This window comes from Cupriavidus sp. H18C1 (assembly GCF_049311595.1).
Taxonomy (GTDB): Bacteria; Pseudomonadota; Gammaproteobacteria; order Burkholderiales; family Burkholderiaceae; genus Cupriavidus; species Cupriavidus cauae.
In genome coordinates this window covers 708,491-727,278 of the sequence record NZ_CP186009.1, presented here as the reverse complement: position 1 = coordinate 727,278, position 18,788 = coordinate 708,491, and the positions used below count along the sequence as shown (strand labels likewise).

13 protein-coding genes and 5 pseudogenes are annotated in these 18,788 nt (G+C 69.0%); 10 read left to right on the top strand and 8 right to left on the bottom strand.

Annotation, left to right across the window (positions count from 1 at the left end):
- Nucleotides 1–4: 4 nt before the first annotated feature.
- Nucleotides 5–900: pseudogene (locus OJJOAM_RS19105) on the bottom strand (LysR family transcriptional regulator).
- A 184-nt stretch (nucleotides 901–1,084) separates the two neighbouring features.
- On the opposite strand from OJJOAM_RS19105, the gene OJJOAM_RS19100 reads away from it, so the two are divergent.
- A complete protein-coding gene (locus OJJOAM_RS19100) occupies nucleotides 1,085–1,507 on the top strand; it encodes a VOC family protein (protein ID WP_422650742.1) in 423 nt (140 codons plus the stop codon).
- 63 nt (nucleotides 1,508–1,570) lie between these two features.
- Here the strand turns inward: OJJOAM_RS19100 and OJJOAM_RS19095 are convergent, their stop codons facing one another.
- On the bottom strand, nucleotides 1,571–2,464 hold the full coding sequence (locus OJJOAM_RS19095) for a LysR family transcriptional regulator (protein ID WP_422650741.1): 894 nt from the start codon (nucleotides 2,462–2,464) through the stop codon (nucleotides 1,571–1,573).
- A gap of 160 nt (nucleotides 2,465–2,624) precedes the next feature.
- Between OJJOAM_RS19095 and OJJOAM_RS19090 the strand changes: the two genes are divergently transcribed.
- The 3 genes from OJJOAM_RS19090 (at nucleotide 2,625) to OJJOAM_RS19080 (ending at nucleotide 4,894) form a co-directional block, all read left to right on the top strand.
- Complete coding sequence (locus OJJOAM_RS19090) at nucleotides 2,625–3,542, top strand: NmrA family NAD(P)-binding protein (protein ID WP_422650740.1); 918 nt, start codon at nucleotides 2,625–2,627, stop codon at nucleotides 3,540–3,542.
- Nucleotides 3,543–3,674: 132 nt separating this feature from the next.
- Complete coding sequence (locus tag OJJOAM_RS19085) at nucleotides 3,675–4,046, top strand: PHA-granule associated protein 4 (protein WP_150084824.1); 372 nt, start codon at nucleotides 3,675–3,677, stop codon at nucleotides 4,044–4,046.
- A 194-nt stretch (nucleotides 4,047–4,240) separates the two neighbouring features.
- Complete coding sequence (locus OJJOAM_RS19080; protein ID WP_422650739.1) at nucleotides 4,241–4,894, top strand: hypothetical protein; 654 nt, start codon at nucleotides 4,241–4,243, stop codon at nucleotides 4,892–4,894.
- A gap of 18 nt (nucleotides 4,895–4,912) precedes the next feature.
- Here OJJOAM_RS19080 and OJJOAM_RS19075 read toward each other — a convergent pair whose 3' ends face one another.
- Together OJJOAM_RS19075 and OJJOAM_RS19070 are read right to left on the bottom strand one after the other, a co-directional pair.
- A complete protein-coding gene (locus tag OJJOAM_RS19075; RefSeq protein WP_422650738.1) occupies nucleotides 4,913–5,899 on the bottom strand; it encodes a hypothetical protein in 987 nt (328 codons plus the stop codon).
- A 28-nt stretch (nucleotides 5,900–5,927) separates the two neighbouring features.
- Nucleotides 5,928–7,085, bottom strand: a complete 1,158-nt coding sequence (locus OJJOAM_RS19070; RefSeq protein WP_422650737.1) for an acyl-CoA dehydrogenase family protein — start codon at nucleotides 7,083–7,085, stop codon at nucleotides 5,928–5,930.
- A gap of 252 nt (nucleotides 7,086–7,337) precedes the next feature.
- Between OJJOAM_RS19070 and OJJOAM_RS19065 the strand changes: the two genes are divergently transcribed.
- Nucleotides 7,338–8,261: a LysR family transcriptional regulator gene (locus OJJOAM_RS19065; RefSeq protein ID WP_422650970.1), complete on the top strand. Its 924-nt coding sequence runs from the start codon at nucleotides 7,338–7,340 to the stop codon at nucleotides 8,259–8,261.
- A gap of 94 nt (nucleotides 8,262–8,355) precedes the next feature.
- Here OJJOAM_RS19065 and OJJOAM_RS19060 read toward each other — a convergent pair.
- A pseudogene (locus OJJOAM_RS19060) lies at nucleotides 8,356–9,365 on the bottom strand (LacI family DNA-binding transcriptional regulator).
- Nucleotides 9,366–9,644: 279 nt separating this feature from the next.
- Here OJJOAM_RS19060 and OJJOAM_RS19055 point away from each other — a divergent pair.
- The 3 genes and pseudogenes from OJJOAM_RS19055 (at nucleotide 9,645) to garD (ending at nucleotide 13,457) form a co-directional block, all read left to right on the top strand.
- Nucleotides 9,645–10,782 (top strand): annotated as a pseudogene (locus OJJOAM_RS19055) (L-talarate/galactarate dehydratase).
- A 126-nt stretch (nucleotides 10,783–10,908) separates the two neighbouring features.
- Nucleotides 10,909–11,869 (top strand): annotated as a pseudogene (locus OJJOAM_RS19050) (Bug family tripartite tricarboxylate transporter substrate binding protein).
- Nucleotides 11,870–11,894: 25 nt separating this feature from the next.
- Entirely contained in the window at nucleotides 11,895–13,457 is a 1,563-nt protein-coding gene (garD, locus tag OJJOAM_RS19045; RefSeq protein ID WP_422650969.1) for a galactarate dehydratase, read from the top strand.
- Here garD and eutC read toward each other — a convergent pair.
- The 3 genes from eutC to OJJOAM_RS19030 form a co-directional block, all read right to left on the bottom strand.
- A complete protein-coding gene (gene eutC, locus OJJOAM_RS19040; protein ID WP_422650736.1) occupies nucleotides 13,435–14,220 on the bottom strand; it encodes an ethanolamine ammonia-lyase subunit EutC in 786 nt (261 codons plus the stop codon). The genes garD and eutC overlap by 23 nt on opposite strands.
- An 18-nt stretch (nucleotides 14,221–14,238) precedes the next feature.
- Complete coding sequence (locus OJJOAM_RS19035) at nucleotides 14,239–15,621, bottom strand: ethanolamine ammonia-lyase subunit EutB (RefSeq protein WP_149318479.1); 1,383 nt, start codon at nucleotides 15,619–15,621, stop codon at nucleotides 14,239–14,241.
- Nucleotides 15,622–16,028: 407 nt separating this feature from the next.
- On the bottom strand, nucleotides 16,029–16,730 hold the full coding sequence (locus OJJOAM_RS19030) for a FadR/GntR family transcriptional regulator (RefSeq protein ID WP_422650735.1): 702 nt from the start codon (nucleotides 16,728–16,730) through the stop codon (nucleotides 16,029–16,031).
- 307 nt (nucleotides 16,731–17,037) lie between these two features.
- Between OJJOAM_RS19030 and OJJOAM_RS19025 the strand changes: the two genes are divergently transcribed.
- Together OJJOAM_RS19025 and OJJOAM_RS19020 are read left to right on the top strand one after the other, a co-directional pair.
- Nucleotides 17,038–18,000 carry a (Fe-S)-binding protein gene (locus OJJOAM_RS19025; RefSeq protein WP_422650734.1) on the top strand — a complete coding sequence of 321 codons (963 nt, stop codon included), beginning with the start codon at nucleotides 17,038–17,040 and terminating at the stop codon, nucleotides 17,998–18,000.
- A pseudogene (locus tag OJJOAM_RS19020) lies at nucleotides 17,997–18,716 on the top strand (LutC/YkgG family protein); the annotation flags it as partial. The gene OJJOAM_RS19025 and the pseudogene OJJOAM_RS19020, both read left to right, overlap by 4 nt.
- Nucleotides 18,717–18,788: the final 72 nt, after the last annotated feature.

The following is an 18,788-nucleotide window of genomic DNA, read 5'->3' as shown; positions in this document are numbered from 1 at the left end:
CCGCTCAGCGCGACCGGGTCCGCCGCCCGCGCCACTGGCGCGCCGCGATGACGAAGGCCTCGATCAGCGCAGCGGTCGGCGCGCGCGACAGCGCCGACGGCCGCGCCAGCACGCCGACCTCGCGATGGATCGGCCGGCCCGGCAACGGCTCGGCCTGCACGTTCGGACATTGCGCCAGCGGCAGCAGATCGGCCGGCACGATCGCGCAGCCCAGGCCCTGGTCGACCATCTGCAGGATCACCGCCGGCTCGTCGAGCTCCATGCCTTCGTCGACGCGCAGCCGATGGCGCTTCAGATAGCGGTCGACCAGATGTCCGCCGGCCGAGTGCCGGTTGTAGCGGATGAAGGGCAGCGCGGCCAGCATCGCTTTCAGCTCGCGCGGCGCACCGCGCGGCGCGATCGCGACGAAGGGCTCGCTCAGCAAGGGGGAGCCATTTCAGCTCGGCCGGAATGCCGAGCCGGGGCTTGATCATCACCGCGACCTCGAGCTCGCGCGCGTCGACCTGCGTCAGCAACTGCGTCGACATGCCGGGCACGATATTGACGTGAGTCTTCGGATAATCGGCGCGAAAGCGCTGCATCGCCTTGGGCAGCAGCGTCGATTGCACCGTCGACACCGCGCCCAGGTCGATCGGCGTCAGCGCCGGAGCGGCGTGCGCCTGCCCCTTCATCGATTCGTACAGCTCGACGAAGCGGACCGCCTCCGGCAGCAGCTTGCGCCCTTGCTCGCTGAGCGCCACCGACTTGCCGGTGCGATCGAACAGCGCGCAGCCCAGATCCTCCTCCAGCCGCCGTATCTGCGTGCTGACCGCCGATTGCGTCAGCGACAGCCGCGCCGCCGCGGCGGGAAAACGAAGCGGTCTCGGCGGCGACGAGGAAAGTGCGGAAGTAACGGATCATGGCGAAGGACTCGGCGGCAACGCATCGGGATCTGATTCGGGATCAGATCGAAATCTCATCGAAATCTCTGATACTGAGCGCAAAAATGATCCGCTTCATATCGCGACTTGTGCTGAGTAGAATTTCCGGGACCATACCACGCCGCAGCCCGGGGCTTCCCCTCCACAAAGGCCGACACACACCCATGCAAACCATTCCCCTGTTCCACCTCGCGTTCCCCGTGCACGATCTGGCCGAGGCCCGGCGCTTCTACGGCGAACTGCTCGGCTGCCCCGAGGGCCGCAGCTCCGACAGCTGGGTCGATTTCAACTTCTACGGCCATCAGGTGGTCGCGCACCTGTCGCCCGAAGAGACCGGGCATCGCTCGACCAGCGCGGTCGATGGCGACGACGTGCCGGTGCGCCATTTCGGCGCGATCCTGTCCATGGAGCAATGGGAGGCGCTGGCCGACAAGCTGCGCGCGGCCAACGTCAAGTTCGTGATCGAACCGCATGTGCGATTCAAGGGCCAGGTCGGCGAACAGGCGACGATGTTCTTCCTCGATCCGTCGGGCAATGCGCTCGAATTCAAGGCCTTCGGCGATATGAGTCAGGTATTCGCGAAGTAAGGACTGCCGCCCCGCGCTGGCAGTCGCAGGAGCGGCAACGCTGCAGCGCAGAGGCCGGCAGCGCTATAACGACTGGCCGTCAAGATGGTCCGCCAGCAGATCGATAAAGGCCCGCGTCTTGGCCGGAATCGCGCGCGCCGCGGGCCATACCGCCTGCACCGGGATCGTCGGCGCCTCGAACGCGTCCAGCACAGTGACCAGACGCCGCTGGTCGAGCAGATGCCGCACCTGCCATAGCGGACCGAAGCCGATGCCCAGGCCCAGCGTCACGGCCTCGTTGACCGCCGCCGTGCTCCCTGCACGGAATCTCCCACCCACCGCGAAACGCCGCAGCTTGCCGTCGACCAGGAACGGCCAGCGCGCGTCGTTGCCCTCGCTGCTGCGCACGACGCAGCGATGCGCGGCCAGTTCGCGCGGATGCGCCGGCACGCCGTGGCGCGCGACATAGCTGCGCGAGCAGAAGGCCACGCGCCGCAGCATCGCCAACCGGCGCGCCTTCAGGTTGTCGTCGGTCACCTCGCCGATCCGTACCGCCAGGTCCAGCCCTTCCGCGCGCAGATCGGTGAAGGCGTCGCTGACCGCCAGCTCCACTTCCACCTTCGGATGCCGCTCCATGTAGCGCGCGACCACCGGCACGATATACGCCGGTGCGAACAGCACCGGTGCGCTGACCCGCAGCGTGCCGGATGCCGACGAACTGAGGCTCGACGCCGCATCCCATGCCTCGTTCAACTCCGCCATGGCGGGCGCGACGCGATGCCGGAACGCCTCGCCGGCCTCGGTCAGCTGGCAGCGGCGGGTGGTTCGCTGCACCAACTGCACGCCCAGGCTGCGTTCCAGCAGCGCCAGCGAACGGCTGACCGATTGCAGCGAGCGGCCCAGATGCCGGGCGGCCTTGCTCAGGCTGCCCTGCTCGGCGATGGCGAGGAAGGTCAGGATGTCGGATACGCGGTCCATCGGCGCCCCACGGTTGGATTGGAAGATTCGCTGCCCGAAGATCGTTGCCCGTCGATTCTCTCGATTTGTGGAAGACAGAATCATCGGGCGCCCGTATTCTCCTCCAATGCGTGACTCTCTATCGTGTCCGGATCATCCACCACGAACGAGGAAACGCACCGTGACATCCATCACCACAGCAACATCTCCCTCCGAATCCGCGGCAGCGCGCCGCGTGCTGGTCGTCGGCGCCGCCGGACGGTTTGCCGGCCTGGTTCCGCAGGCGCTGCGGGACAAGGGCGTGACCGTGCGCGGACTGGTCCGCGACGCGCAACGCGCTCCCCACGCCTTGGCCAACGGCGTCGACGAGATCGCGGTTGCCGACCTGCGCTCGCCCGAGACGCTGGCGGCCGCGCTGGACGGCGTCGACGGGGTCTTCTACATCGGCCCGGCCTTCGCGCCGGACGAATCGCAACTGGGCGTCAACATGGTCGCCGCGGCGCGGCAGGCCGGCGTACGGCGCTTCGTGTTTTCGTCGGTGATCCAGCCGACCGACGTGACGCTGGCCAACCACGCCAGCAAGATTCCGGTCGAGCAGGCGCTGTTCGCTTCGGGCCTGCAGTTCACCGTGCTGCAGCCCGCGAACTTCTATCAGAACCTGCTGGGCGGTTGGGCGCGCGTGGTGGCCGAGGGCAGCTTCGCCGAGCCCTATCCGGTCGACGTGCCGGTGGCGCGCGTGGACTATCGCGATGTGGCGGAGGTCGCCGCGCTGGCGCTGACCACCGACCGGCTGGCCCACGGCTGCTTCGAGCTGGCCGGCGAGGCGGGACTGACGCGTACGCAGATCGCCGCGCTGATGAGCGACGCGCTCGGCCGCAACATCGTCCCCGGCGAGATCGATTTCGAGCGATGGAGGGCACGCCTGCCGCTGGACTACACCGCGGCCCAATGGGAGCTGCTGCGCCGGATCCAGCAACACTACGCAGCCCATGGATTGCGCGCCAATACGCTGGTGCTGCAGGCGATCCTGGGTCGTCCGCCCAGGTCGATGCAGGCGTTTCTGCGGGAGCTCGCAATGGGTACGCGCGCGGCGGCGTGAGCGGTCATCGGCCACGCCGCACGGGCGTGGCGTCGCCCCCGGATCGGCGCGCCATTCGGGGGCACCTTCTGCTTGCCGGGTGACCCCAAGGACTGTATATTTGTACAGTCCTTGATCGCCACGGAGGTAAGCATGTCAATCGCACGAGCCGGCAGCAAAAACGAGGCCCTGCGTCTGCTGGCCGCCCGTGAGGTTCTGGCGCTGGAGCTGGACTATGAAACGGGTTGGCAGGACGCCGTCGAACTGGGCCGGCTGGGGGAAAAACGCGGCATTCGGGTCCAGTACCGCGGCCAGGAAAGCATCGCGGTGCGCTCGCACGAGGCCCTGATCGAAGGGCTCGCCAAACCCAAGACCACGTTCCGTCAGCGCAATCTTTATTGCCTGTTCGATCTCGGCGCCATTGCCGACCAGGAACTGCATGAGCTCGAAGCGCGCGCCAGCCGCCTCGGCGACTACATCCTGGCCGGCCATCTGCTGCGCGAGGTGGATGCCTTCTGGCATTGAGGCGCGATGGCAGCGCACGGGCCAGGTGCGATTGAGGCGCGCGATGGCGGCGCGAGGGCAGCGTGACGCGCGGCGCGCCCCTGCGACCCCGTGCCGCAGCGGCAGGGATATCGCCAAAACCATCGCTTTACCCGAAGATCTACCAAATACTTTCGTGAGCTTTTCGAAAGAAAGCGGTATCCGGGCAACGCACGATGGTGCCCCCGATCGCAGGCGGGGTTGGCCAACGCGCCAGCGCCGGGCAGTCCAGCGAACGGAACACATCAGGCAAAACACAACAGGAGACTCGCGACACCATGTCAGCCAACCTGTACGACGCCAAGGAACCGCTGCTGCGCTGTCTGCAAGAGAATCTGGCCGGTTGGCATTCGGCCCTGGATCACGTTCTGTCGCAGTCCGGCATCTCGCCGACCGAATGGCATCTGCTGCAACACCTCGCACACCGGCAGCGCACCGAACCGGATCGCATCACGGCGGCTTGCGCCTTGCCCTGGCTCGAGGCCGAGGAATTCGAGGCGATGGTCCGCAGCCTGTCGGACCAGGGATGGCTCGAGCAGCAGCCCGGCCCGCATGCGGCGCAGCCGATTCCGGTGATCCGCTCGAGCGCCAGCCATCGCATGGAGAAGCTCGGTCAGGCCATCAAGGCGCTGCAATCGGTCTGGGTCTCGCCGCTGAGCTTGGAAGAGCGCGGCATGATGATCACCTATCTGACCAAGATGCAGCGCCAGCTCGAGCGGCTGGCGCCACGCGGCGCGGCGAATTGCGTGGAAAATGGCGCGAAAAACGGCGCGGCAAACTGCGGCGGCGTGACGCGCGGCGCCCCGGATCGCCGGCTGCTGATCCGCTGAATCACCGGCCGCTGCGCGCTACGCTCTGACGCTGGCGCGGTATTGCGGCCATATCCCGCGCGGTTGCGGACAGACCGCATCGCGCGGCAGCTGCAACAAGGTCAGGCCGAGCCGTCCCCGTTCGCTGTCGACCATTCCCAACGACGCTTCCATCAGCTGGCCCCCGGCCGGCGCCTGCGCAAACCAGTCCGACATCGCCACGCGGCGTTCGTGGACAACGGCATCCGGCATGGCATCGCTGGACGATTCGACCTCGCCCCGCCACTGTCGCGCCGGCACCGCGGCCGGATCGATCCGCCACCCCGCCGAGCACGCCGTTTCGCTGAGCCAGCTGGCGCGCACCGTCCCGGCCTCATCGAGCACCAGCACGGCCTTCTGCGCCGTCCGCGCGAGCCAGCGCCGCGCGGCATGCAGCAGCGGCACCTGCAATTGCGAGGCAAAGGCCATCAGCACATCGCCATCGACATGGCCGGCCAGACCCAGATGGCAGGCCGCGGCAGGCATCGTCAGCCGCGCCGCAAAGCTGTAGGCGCGCGCCGCCGGGCTGTCGTCATCGGCCACCGAATACAGGCTCGCTTGCCGGCATTCAAAGGCATCGGTATCGGCATGCTCGCCGCGCATCGCATAGCAGGCGAGCAGCCAGGCCTGGACGAAGCGGGTCTCGGACGGACGCAGCGCGGCCCGGTGCAGCAGCGTCCAGCCGCCGGTACCGGTCCGGTACAGCACGCCGTCGACGTCGCCGAGTTCCGCCGCCTGGACCGACACGATCGGATCGCGGCGGCCCAGAATCGCCGCCGCGCCAAGCGCCAGCGCGCCCACGTCGAGCGGTGCGGTGGGCGGCGTGGCGCAGGCGGCGCGCAGCGCGGCGATGATCGGAAAGCATGGCGGACGAACCGGCTCGTCCGCGGTCCATCCCAAATGCGGGGCCCAGCCGTGCGCGCCGGCACCGGGGTGTGCCACCCCGGGTGCCGTGCCGGCGAGGCGGACGCGTTGAAGCTGTTTCATGCTCGAACCCTCCGCGTCCGGACCGGCTTCAATCGCGCAGCAGCTGCTTGGCGATGATCATCTGCTGGATCTGCGTGGTGCCTTCGTACAGGCGCAGCAGACGGACGTCGCGGTAGAAGCGTTCGGCCTTGTATTCGGCGATATAGCCTGCACCGCCGTGGATCTGCACGGCGCGATCGGCCACGCGGCCGACCATTTCGGTACAGAACATCTTGACGCACGAGGCCAGCATGCTGACTTCGGGATCACTCTTGCCCGGCTCCTTGGCGTCGTAGCGCTGCGCGCACTCGCGCACCATCGACAGGCCGGCGTAGAGCTCGGCCTGGCTGTCGGCCAGCATGCCCTGGATCAGCTGGAATTCGCCGATCGGGCGGCCGAACTGCTTGCGGTCCTTGGCGTAGGCCACCGCATCGGTCAGCAGGCGATGGGCCATGCCGCAGGCCAGCGCCGAGATATGCAGGCGGCCGCGGTCGAGCACCTTCATCGCGGTCTTGAAGCCCACGCCCGGCACGCCGCCGATGATGTTGGCGGCCGGCACGCGCACGTTTTCCAGCACCACGTCGCAGGTCTTGGTGCCGCGCTGGCCCATCTTCTTGTCGGGCTTGCCCAGCGAGATCCCGGGCGTGTCGGCCGGCACGATAAAGGCCGAGATGCCCGAGGCGCCCGGGCCGCCGGTGCGCGCCATCAGCGTGAAGGCGCCGGCGCGCGGCGCATTGGTGATGAAGCGCTTGGTGCCGTTGATCACATAGTGATCGCCGTCCAGCTCCGCCTTGGTCTGCAGCGAGGCCGCGTCGGAACCCGCGTTCGGCTCGGTCAGCGCGAACGAGATGATCAGCTCGCCGCTGGCGATGCGCGGCAGGTAGTTCTGCTTCTGCTCCTCGGTGCCATCCATCAGGATGCCCTGCGAGCCGATGCCGACGTTGGTGCCGAACACCGAGCGGAAGGCCAGCGCGGTATGGCCGAGGTCATAGACGACATCGCACTCCTGCGACATCGACAGGCCGATGCCGCCGTAGTTTTCCGGGATCGAGATGCCGAACAGGCCCATCTCCTTCATGTCGGCCACGATATCGGCCGGCACGTCGTCCGTTTCCTCGAGGATGTCCTCGGCGGGCTTCAGGCGCTCTTCGATGAAGCGCTGCACCGAGGCGCGCAGCAGGGAAAACGATTCGGTGTCCAGGGTCATGGCGATCTCCGTGGGAATTCGGTGGAGGAAGGGGTGGCAGCCGCGGGGGCCGGCAGCGGTCCGGGGCCGGACCGGCCGATCCGGCAGTGCGGGCGGATCGCCGTCATGGTACGCCGACCCCGGATTTTGACAATCCACGCCAGCTTGGACAGAATGGACAGCCATATTTGACAATCCCCCGGCCGGCGCCGTTATCCGGTCCGCCGTCCCGCCCCTGCCGCTCCTGCCGCACCCCACCACCATTTCGCCATGATGGATCTGAACGCCCTGCGCCTGTTCGTCGATATCGTCGACGCCGGCAACCTGTCCGCCGCCGCGCGCAAGCTGAAGATGACGCGCGCCAACGTCAGCTATCGACTCAAGGCGCTGGAGGAGGAACTGGGCGTGCAGCTGCTGCGCCGGACCACCCGCCATGTCGAGCCGACCCCGGTGGGCGCCGGCCTCTACGAACACGGCCGCAACATCCTGGCCGAGGTGGCCGCGGCCGATGCGCTGATCACCAATATGGGCAAGACGCTGCAGGGCCATGTGCGGCTGTCGGTGCCGACCGGCCTGGGCCACGCGCTGCTGTCGCCGCTGCTGGTGCAGTTCAAGCACCGCTACCCGGACATTACGCTCGATGTGGTGTTCGACAACCGCATCCACAACCTGGTGTCGGAGGATGTCGAGGTCGCGCTGCGGATCATCTCGACGCCGCCCGATTCGGTGGTGGCCACCGAGATCGGCGAGGTCGACTGGGTGGTATGCGCGTCGCCGGCCTATCTGGCCGCGCAGCCGGCGCCGCAAACGCTTGCCGATCTGCAGCGCCATGCGATCGTCTGCGCCTCGCCGGTCGGGCAGAAACTGAAGGCCTTCGGCACGCGCGCCGGTGACGACGAGCGCGAGCAGGTTGCGCTCGAACCCACGTTGAGCTCCGAGAATTTCGCCTTCCTGAAGGAGGCCGTGCTGGGCGACGTCGGCATCGGCATCTTTCCGCTCTACGCGATCGGGCGCGAGCTCGCCGCAGGCCTGGTGACGCCGGTATTGCGCGACTACCGCATCAGCGTGTTCGGCAGCCGGCTCTACATGCTGACCCTGCCGAACCGCTACCAGACCATGGCGACGCGCTGCCTGCTGACGTTCCTGAAGGGGGAATTGCAGGCGATCTGGCCGCGGCTGGCGGCGATGCCGCAGTGACGCAGCGATTCAGTGACTCCGTGACGCAGTGGCGCAGTGGCGCAGTGATGCAGTAACGCGGTGACCGCAAGCCGCCGGCGGGCGCGCAGCCCCTCTAATCCGCCCCGCCCGTCGACGCCCGCTCGATCACGCGAAAGCCCACGTCGACGATGCGCGGCTCCACCGGCAGGCCCTTGCACTTGTCCAGGATCAGCCGCGCGGCGGTCGCGCCGATACGCGCGGCATCGACCTGGACGGTGGTCAGCGACGGCGCCATGTGCGCGGACGCCTCGGCATCGCCGAAGCCGCAGACCGCCAGATCCTCGGGCACGCGCAGGCCGCGCGCCTGCGCTTCGACCAGCACGCCCTGCGCCAGCTGGTCCGAGCTGCAGCAGATCGCCTGCAGCCGCGGCTCCTTTTCCAGCAGCTCGGCCAGTGCCCGCCGTCCCAACGGCAGATTGCTGGGCGCCGGCACGACCGCGGTCGGCACCGGCCGGCCGAAGGTCGATACGAACGCTTCCGAGCGGATCCGCGCCCGGCGATCGTCGCCGGTGGCGATGCCCACACGCTGCCACCCCTGGACAGGAAATAGCCGGCCACCGCGCTGCCGACCTTGACGTGCGAAAAGCCGACCGCCATGTCCACCGGCCGGTCGCTGAGCTCCCACGTCTCGACCACCGGAATGCCGGACTGCCGCAGCCGCTCGCGCGCCGCCTCCGACTGGATCAGCCCGGTGACGACGATGCCGTCCGGGCGCCGGCCGATCATCGCGTTGAGCAGCGCCTCCTCGCGCGAATCGTCGTAGCTGCTCTGGCCGAGGATCAGGTGGTAGCCGGCCGCCTCCAGCGTCTCGGTCAGCGCCTTGATGGTCGGCAGGAACTGCGTCACCGCGATATCGGGCACGACCGCCGCCACCATCAGGCTGCGCCGCGACTTCAGTCCACCGGCGATCAGGTTCGGGATATAGCCCACCGCCTCGGCCGCCTGCTGCACGCGTTCGATGGTCTTGGCCGACACCATGCCGGGATTGCTCAGCGCGCGGGACGCGGTGATCAGCGACACGCCGGCCTCGCGGGCGACGTCATGCAGGGTCACGGACTTGTTCTGGGCTTTGGTGGCGGCCACGTCGGGGTCTCGGATCAAGGCAAAAGGTAGGGGCAACGACAGGCAACGGACAGGCGGCTTCGGGAAAGCCATTAGCCGGCATCGTGGCGAAGCGCGTTGACAGCGATGATATGACAACGTTAGCATTTCGCCGAAACGTGCCCGTTCCTGTCGCGCCGCCGCACAAAATCGCTGTGCACGGCGCCCGACATTGTAACGGGCTTGTTTTGGCGGTGAAATGACAACGTTGTCATGTTCGCTGCACGACAAAGACGACCTGCCGCACAACGGAGACACCCCATGACCCTCGCCGCCGACCGCATCGCCTGGATCCGCCTGTCCAGTTGCTATCTGCCGCTGGCCACCCCCGATCAGCGACGCCAAGGTGCTGACCGGCCGCCAGAAGCCGATGACCGAGGTCGCGATCCTGTTCGCCGAGATCGCCACCGCGGACGGCCGCGAGGGCATGGGCTTCAGCTACTCCAAGCGCGCCGGCGGTCCCGGCCAGTACGCCCATGCCTGCGAGCTGGCGCCGACGCTGCTGGGCGAAGACCCCAGCGATATCGCGCGGCTGTGGGACAGGCTGTGCTGGGCCGGCGCCTCGGTGGGCCGCAGCGGCATGGCGACGCAGGCGATCGGTGCCTTCGACGTCGCGCTGTGGGACCTGAAGGCACGCCGCGCCGGCCTGTCGCTGGCCAAGCTGCTCGGCGCGCAGCGCGATGCGGTGCGCTGCTACAACACCTCGGGCGGCTTCCTGCATACGCCGCTCGATCAGCTGTTGATCAACGCCACAGCCTCGGTCGAGCGCGGCATCGGCGGCATCAAGCTCAAGGTCGGCCAGCCGGACGGCGCGCGCGACCTCGAACGGGTCGGCGCCGTCCGCAAGCACCTGGGCGACGCCGTGCCCCTGATGGTCGACGCCAACCAGCAGTGGGACCGCCCCACCGCGCAGCGCATGTGCCGCACGCTGGAGCCGTTCAACCTGGTCTGGATCGAGGAACCGCTGGACGCCTACGACCACGAGGGTCATGCCGCGCTGGCCGCGCAGTTCGATACCCCGATCGCCACCGGCGAGATGCTGACCAGCGCCGCCGAACACTGGGACCTGATCCGCCACCGCGCCGCCGACTACCTGATGCCCGACGCCCCGCGCGTGGGCGGTATCACGCCCTTCCTGAAGGTCGCCGCGCTGGCCGAGCACGCCGGCCTGATGCTGGCCCCGCATTTCGCGATGGAGCTGCATATCCACCTGGCGGCGGCGTATCCGCGCGAGCCCTGGGTCGAGCATTTCGACTGGCTCGAGCCGCTGTTCAACGAGCGGCTGGACATCCGTGGCGGCCGCATCGTCGTGCCGACGCGGCCGGGCCTGGGCGTATCGATCAGCGAGCAGGCGCGGGCATGGACCCGCGCGCAGGCCGAATTCGGCGAGCGTCCGTAAGGGCGACCAGCCGACGAGAACGCGCCAGACGCAGGCAGAAAACAGGCAGAAATAGACAGAAACAGGCCGGCGCCCAAGACCGGCCGATGCACGACAAGCGCAGACCCCATCCTCAAGGAGACACTGATGAAACGCCTGATCGCCACGCTGGCCCTCGGCCTCGCCACCACGCTGTCCGCCCACGCCGCCTGGCCCGACAAGCCGGTCACGATGGTGGTGCCCTTCCCCCGCCGGCGGCTCGACCGACGTGATCGCCCGCATCCTCGGCGCCAAGCTGCAGGAGCAGACCGGCGCCAGCTTCGTGGTCGAGAACAAGCCCGGCGCGGCGGGCGCGATCGGCGCCAGCTTCGTCAAGCGCGCGCCACCGGACGGCTATACGCTGCTGGTGTCCTCGCTGGGGCCGCTGGTCATCGCGCCGCATCTGATCAAGAGCACGCCCTACGATCCGGCCCGCGATTTCGACTACATCTCGGTCGCGGTGCAGGCGCCGAACATCCTCGCCGTGCCGGCGAACTCGCGCTTCCAGACGCTGCAGGAAGTCGTGGCGTACCTGAAGGCCAATCCCGGCAAGCTGACCTTCGCCTCGGCCGGCAACGGCACTAGCGACCATCTGACCGCCGAGCTGTTCTGGCAGCAGACCGGCACCAGCGGCACGCATGTCCCCTACAAGGGCGGCGCGCCGGCGATGAACGACCTGATCGGCGGCCAGGTCGATGCGACCTTCATGAACATCAACACCGCGATGCCGCACGTCAAGGCCGGCAAGATCCGGGCGCTGGCGATCACCAGCACGCAGCGCTCGCCGGTGCTGCCGTCGGTGCCGACCATGGACGAGGCCGGCATCAAGAACCTGGTCGTCTATTCGTGGCAGGCCGTGGCCGCGCCCAAGGGATTGCCCGCCGATATCCGCGAGCGGCTGCACAAGGGCATCGTCGCCGGGCTGAACGACCCCGCGGTCAAGAACAAGCTGCTCGAGGTCGGCTTCGAGATCGTCGGCAACACGCCCGAGCAGTTCACCCGCTTCCAGGCCGCCGAGTCGGCCCGCTGGAAGCGCGTCATCGAAACCGGAAAGATCGCCGCCGACTGATGGCGGCACAGGAGAACCACTGATGATGCAAACGGCGAGCCGGGGCCCCGGCCAACCGCTCTATATCCGCATGCACGAGGCCGACAACGTCGCCATCGTCGCCAACGACGGCGGCCTGCCGGCCGGCGCGACCTTCCCGTGCGGACTGCAGCTGGTCGAGAACGTGCCGCAGGGCCACAAGGTCGCGCTGGTCGATCTCGACGAGGGCGCGCCGGTGCTGCGCTACAACGTCGTCATCGGCTACACGGTCAAGCCGCTGCCGCGCGGCAGCTGGGTCAACGAGCGCGTGCTGCGGATGCCGTCCGCGCCCGAGCTTGATGCGCTGCCGATCGCCAATCGCGTGCCGCCCGCGCTGCCGCCGCTGGAGGGCTACACCTTCCAGGGCTACCGCAACGCCGACGGCTCGGTCGGCACACGCAACATCCTGGCGATCACGACCACGGTGCAGTGCGTGGCCGGCGTGGTCGACTTCGCCGTGCGCCGGATCAAGGCCGAGCTGCTGCCGCGCTATCCGAACGTCGACGACGTGGTCGCGCTGGAACACAGCTATGGCTGCGGCGTGGCCATCGACGCGCCCGATGCGGTCATCCCGATCCGCACGATCCGCAACCTCGCGCTCAATCCGAACTTCGGCGGCGAAGTGATGATCGTCAGCCTGGGCTGCGAGAAGCTGCAGCCGACGCGCCTGATCGAGGCCGGCACGATCCCGCTGCAGGTCGAGGGCGGCGCGCCCGATGTGGTGTGCCTGCAGGACGAGCGCCATGTCGGCTTCGGCTCGATGATCGATTCGATCCTGGAGACGGCCGAGCGCCATCTGCAACGGCTGAACGCGCGCCGGCGCGAGACCTGCCCGGCGTCGGACCTGGTCGTTGGCGTGCAGTGCGGCGGCAGCGATGCGTTCTCCGGCGTCACGGCCAATCCCGCGGTCGGCTTCGCCACCGACCTGCTGGTGCGGGCCGGCGCCACCGTGATGTTCTCCGAGGTCACCGAGGTGCGCGACGGCATCGACCAGCTGACCGCGCGCGCCGCCACGCCCGAGGTCGCGCAGGCGATGATCGATCAGATGGCGTGGTACGACCATTACCTCAGCAAGGGCCGCGTCGACCGCAGCGCCAACACCACGCCGGGCAACAAGAAGGGCGGCCTGTCGAACATCGTCGAGAAGGCGATGGGCTCGATCGTCAAGTCGGGCACCGGGCCGATCCACGGCGTGGTGGCCCCCGGCGAGAAGGCGAAGCAGAAAGGCTTGCTCTATGCGGCGACGCCGGCCAGCGACTTCATCTGCGGCACGCTGCAGCTGGCCGCTGGCATGAACCTGCATGTGTTCACCACCGGACGAGGCACACCGTACGGACTGGCCGAAGTCCCGGTGATCAAGGTCGCCACACGCAGCCATCTGGCGCGCCGCTGGCACGACCTGATGGACATCGACGCCGGCAGGATCGCTACCGGCGAGGCCACCATCGAAGAGGTGGGCTGGCAGCTGTTCCACGCAATGCTGGAGATCGCCAGCGGTCGCAAGTCGTATGCCGAGCAGTGGAAGCTGCAGAACGCGCTGGTGCTGTTCAATCCGGCGCCGGTGACCTGAGGGCGGCGGCCTCGTTCTGGCCGAGCTCGCCGCTGTCCTCCTTGAGCCGCACGCCGCTGCAGCCCAGCGCGAGCGCGCCGCGCAGCAGCCACGCCAGCCGGTCGGCCGCCTGCTGGTAGGACAGCCCCTCGGGCCGCACGTTGGAGATGCAGTTGCGCTGCGCGTCGGTGCGCCCGGGGTGCGGGTCGTAGGTCAGATAGATGCCGAGGCTGTCCGGCGAGCTGAGCCCGGGGCGTTCGCCGATCAGCATCACGACCTGGCGCGCGCGCAGCAGCTCGCCGATCTCGTCGCCGAGAGCCACGCGCGACTGCTCGGCGATCGCGACCGGGCCGATCCGCCAGTCGGGCAGCCGCTCCCGTACCAAGCTCAGCACCGGCACCGCATGACGCTGCGCCGCCTGTGACGACAGGCCGTCGGCGATCACGAAGGCCACGTCGCACGGCTCGTCCGCCGCCTGGCGCAGCCGCTCGCGGCTGTCCTCGTCCAGTCGGCGGCCCAGATCCGGGCGGCGCAGATACTGCGCGCGATCGGCCGCGGCGCTATGCACCCGCAGGTTGGCAAACCCCGCCTCGTCCAGCGCGGCCTGGACGGCCTCGCACGACAGCGGCTGATGCACCGCGTCGCGCGCCTGCGCATGGGCGAGACCGAACGCGAGCACCGCGTCGGTGGGCTGGCTGTGCCCGGCGCGGCCGAGCGCGATGCGCGCCGAGGTGAACTGGCGCAGCCGTTGCCAGGGATGCGGCGGAGCAAGGTTCGAAGGCATCGTTCGCTCCCGGATCAGTTACAGGTCGTGCGCCAGTTGCAGCAGGGGCTGGCGCTCGGCCGGCTCGACCAGCCTGCCGTCGTCGCCCAGGATGCCGGTGCGCTGCAGCCACGCTTCGAACTCCGGCGCCGGCGCCAGGCCCAGCGTCTCGCGCAGGTACAACGCATCGTGGAAGGCGGTGCTCTGGTAGTTCAGCATGATGTCGTCCGCGCCCGGCACGCCCATGATGAAGTTGACGCCCGCCACGCCGAACAGCGTCAGCAGCGTATCCATGTCGTCCTGATCGGCCTCGGCGTGGTTGGTGTAGCAGATGTCGCAGCCCATCGGCACGCCCAGCAGCTTGCCGCAGAAATGGTCCTCGAGCCCGGCGCGCACGATCTGCTTGCCGTCGTACAGGTACTCCGGACCGATGAAGCCGACCACGGTATTGACCAGCAGCGGCGAGAACGCGCGCGCCACCGCGTACGCCCGCGCCTCCATGGTCTGCTGATCGACGCCGTGGTGGGCATTGGCCGACAGCGCGCTGCCCTGCCCGGTCTCGAAGTACATCAGGTTGTCGCCGACCGTGCCGCGGCCGAGCGACAGCGCCGCGGCGCGGGCTTCGGCCAGCAGCGCCAGGTCGATGCCGAAGCTGGCGTTGGCCTGCTCGCTGCCGGCGATCGACTGGAACACCAGGTCCACCGGCGCGCCCTGCTCGATCGCGCGCAGCGTGTTGGTGACATGGGTCAGCACGCACGACTGCGTCGGCACGCCGTGCCGCTCGCGCAGCTCGTCGATCAGCCGCAGCAGGGCGACGATCGACGCGAGGTTGTCGCCGGCGGGATTGATGCCGATGGTGGCGTCGCCGCAGCCGTAGAACAGGCCGTCGATGATCGAGGCGGCGATGCCCTTGGGGTCGTCGGTCGGATGGTTCGGCTGCAGGCGCACCGACAGCCGGCCCGGCAGCCCGATGGTGTCGCGAAAGCGCGTGACCACGCGGCACTTGCGCGCCACCGCGATCAGGTCCTGGTTGCGCATCAGCTTGCTGACCGCCGCCGCCATCTCCGGCGTGATGCCCGGCGCCACCCGGGCCAGCACCGTGCCGTCGGTCTCATGCAGCAGCAGCCAGTTGCGGAATTCGCCGACCGTCAGCGCGGCGATCTCGGCGAAGGCGTCGGCGTCGTGGCGATCGACGATCAGGCGCGTGACCTCGTCGCTTTCGTAGGGAATCAGCGCCTCGTTCAGGAAGCGCGACAGCGGCAGGTCGGCCAGCACCATGCGCGCGGCCATCCGTTCTTCCTCGGTGTCGGCCGCGAGGCCGGCCAGCTGGTCGCCCGAGCGGGCGGGGCTGGCCTTGGCCAGCAGGGTCTTCAGGTCCGCGAACGCATAGCGCCGCGCGCCGATCGTTTCAGTGAACGCCATCTGTTCCCCCGGCAAGGAGCGGTGGCCCGGTCATGGCGCGGCTTGGCACGGCCTGTCGTGGCTTGGCGCGGTTTGGCGCGATGGCGGGGCCCCTGGTCCGCAATATAGCGCGCAAACGTTGCGGGAGCGGGGCGAGGGGCATATCGCGGGGTGGCTGGGCGCAAGGCGTACCCGTTTCTGCGTGCCGCTATCGCGGGCTCGGCGGCCCGCCGAACGGGTTCGATTTCCCCCCTTTCCGGTGTTGGGACGGCTCCCGTGGCTCGCTCGAGCGCCCCGCCGTAGGGCTGTCCTTCCGCTCAGCCGGTGAGACCGTACCCGTTTCTGCGTACGTTCGCGTACGTGTTACCCGGAGGCACGGGGCTGCGCAATAGCGGGGGAATGCGCGTCGCCTTCCGTGCCCTGCACCGTTACTCCGCCCGGCTCCGCACGTAATCGATATGCGCCTGCATCGCCGTGCGCGCCTCTTCCGGACGCCGCGCCAGGATCGCCGCGCACAGCGTGCGATGCTGCAGCAGCAGTTGTTCGGAGGCCTCGGCGTCCTGCTCGCGCAGGCCGGTGCCATTGGTCGTGATGTGCTCGCGCAGCATGCCGATCACGCTGGTATGCAGGTGCAGGAACATCGTGTTGTGCGAGGCCAGCGCGATCGCCTCGTGCAGCTTGGCGTCGGCGTCGGCCTCCGCCTGCTTGTCGTCGCAGCCGCGCGCGCGCTCCAACTGGTCCAACAGCGCGCGGATCCGGCGCAGGTCCTGCGTGTCGGCGCGCAGCGCGGCGAAATAGGCGGTGGCGCCTTCCAGCACGCGGCGAAACTCCAGAATGTCCTCGCGCAAGGCCGGGTGATCGGCCACCAGCTGGCGCCACGGCGAGGCGATGCCGCTGCGCAGCTGCTCGGTGACGAACACGCCGGCGCCGCGCCGGCTCTGCAGCAGGCCGCGCGCCGCCAGCCGCTGGGTGGCCTCGCGCACGGTGTTTCGTGCCACGCCGTAGGTCTCGGCCAGGACGCGCTCGGCCGGCAGGCGCGTACCGGCCGGCCACGTGCCGTCCAGCAGCGCGGTCTCGATCTTGCGCATCACCTCTTCCACCCGGCCGCGCTCGCGCATGCCTGCCGCCATCGTTTTCTCCCTTCGCATCGCCATGCCACGTGTTGGTCCGCCAACCGGCCCGCCACCGCGGCTGGCCACCAGTCAGCCACCCTGCTTGCCGCCCGGCTCGCCAACTGGTCCAACCAATTTGAACCTTGTCGCCGCAGCGGGAATTATGCCGCCGAAGCGGACGCGCCTTGCGGCGCCGATCGTTCCCGATCGGTCCCGAGCGCGCCTCGACCGCGCCCCCATCGCGCCCGCCATCAGACGCATCACGACGTCCCCAGCACCACGTATCGAGCCCGCCATTGCAGGCGGGCCATCTCCGGAGCGAGACATGATTCCGAGGCAATACCCCGAGGCACCCGCCGAGGTGTACCTGTTCGCGACCTGCCTGGTCGACCTGTTCGTGCCGCAAGCCGGCCTGGACGCGGTCCGCCTGCTCGAGCGCGAAGGGCTGACCGTGCATTTCCCGCGCGGGCAGAGCTGCTGCGGACAGCCTGCCTACAGCAGCGGCAACCCCGAGCAGGCGCGCGCCGTCGCACGCGCGCAGCTGGACCTGTTCTCGCAGCCCTGGCCGATCGTGGTGCCCTCCGGCTCCTGCGCCGGCATGATGCGCCATCACTGGCCCAGGCTGTTCGAGGACGACGCCGTCGCCGGGCCGAAGGCGCGCGCGCTGGCCGAGCGCGTGTACGAACTGAGCGAGTTCCTGCTGCGCGTACTGAAGGTCCGCTTTCCCGCCGCAGCGGCCTCGGAATCGAGGTCCAGATCGGTGTCGGGGTCGCAGTCGGGGCTGGGGTCGGACTCGGGCTCCGGATCGGACCGACCCGAAACCGTGGTGCTGCATACCTCCTGCGCGGCCCGCCGCGAGATGGGGACGCGCGTGCACGGCGTCGAGCTGATCGACGCGCTGCCCGGTGTCACACGGCTGGAACACGAGCGCGAGTCCGAGTGCTGCGGTTTCGGCGGCACCTTCTCGCTGAAGCATCCGGATATCTCGGGGGCGATGGTGCAGGACAAGGTCCGCTCGGCCTGCGCGACCGGCTGCGACACGCTGGTATCGGCCGACTGCGGCTGCCTGCTCAATATCGGCCACGCCGCGCGCCGGCAGGCGCTCGGGCTCAAGGTCGAACACATGGCCACGTTCCTGTGGCGCCGCCTCAGTAGCGGCGATGGCAGCGGCGACAGCGGCAGCAACAGCGGCAGCGGTGACGATGGCAGCCGTGACAGCATCGACGGCGGAAGCGGCGGCGGCGGCGGTCGGGACGTGGCCATCGCCGGAACGGAGCCACAGCGATGAACGCCGACGACGCCCGCACCCGCATTCTCGAACGGCTGCGCGCCGCCGCGCCTGATGCAGCGAACGCAGCGGACGAACTCGCCGCCGCGCCAACGCTGAGCCGGCGCATCGATGCGCATTTCGACCTCCGGCGCGCGATGCACCCGCCCGCGGACGCCGCCACGCTGACGGACGCGATGCAGGCCAATTTGCAGGCCGCGCACGCCGAGGTCTGGCGCACCGACGAGGCCGGCTGGCCCGCGCTGCTTGCCGGGTGCCTGGCCGCCGATGGCGTGCGCCGCCTGCTGTTCGATTGCCAGGGTCCGGAGGGCGCCGCGCTGTCGCGCGCCCTGTCGCCGACCGTGGAAGCCGTCGCTTACCAACGCCCCATCGAAGACTGGAAACGCGAGCTGTTCGACACCATCGATGCCGGCTTCACGGTGGCGCGCTCCGGCATCGCCGGCACCGGCACGCTGGTGCTCGTTCCGGACGCGCGCGCGCCGCGCACGGTCTCGCTGGTGCCGCCGCTGCACGTGGCGCTGGTCTACACCGACACGCTGCATGCCGATCTGCACGCCGCGATGCGCGCCGAACGCTGGCAGGACGGCATGCCGACCAATCTGGTGCTGGTGTCCGGTCCGTCGAAGACCTCCGACATCCAGCAGACGCTGGCCTATGGCGCGCATGGACCGCGCCGGCTGTGGGTGCTGATCGTCGAGCGCGGCGGCAAGGCGCCATCGGCCGCTGTATCGGGCGCTGTATCGGGCGCTGTATCGGGCGCTGTATCGGGCGCTGTATCGGGCGCTATA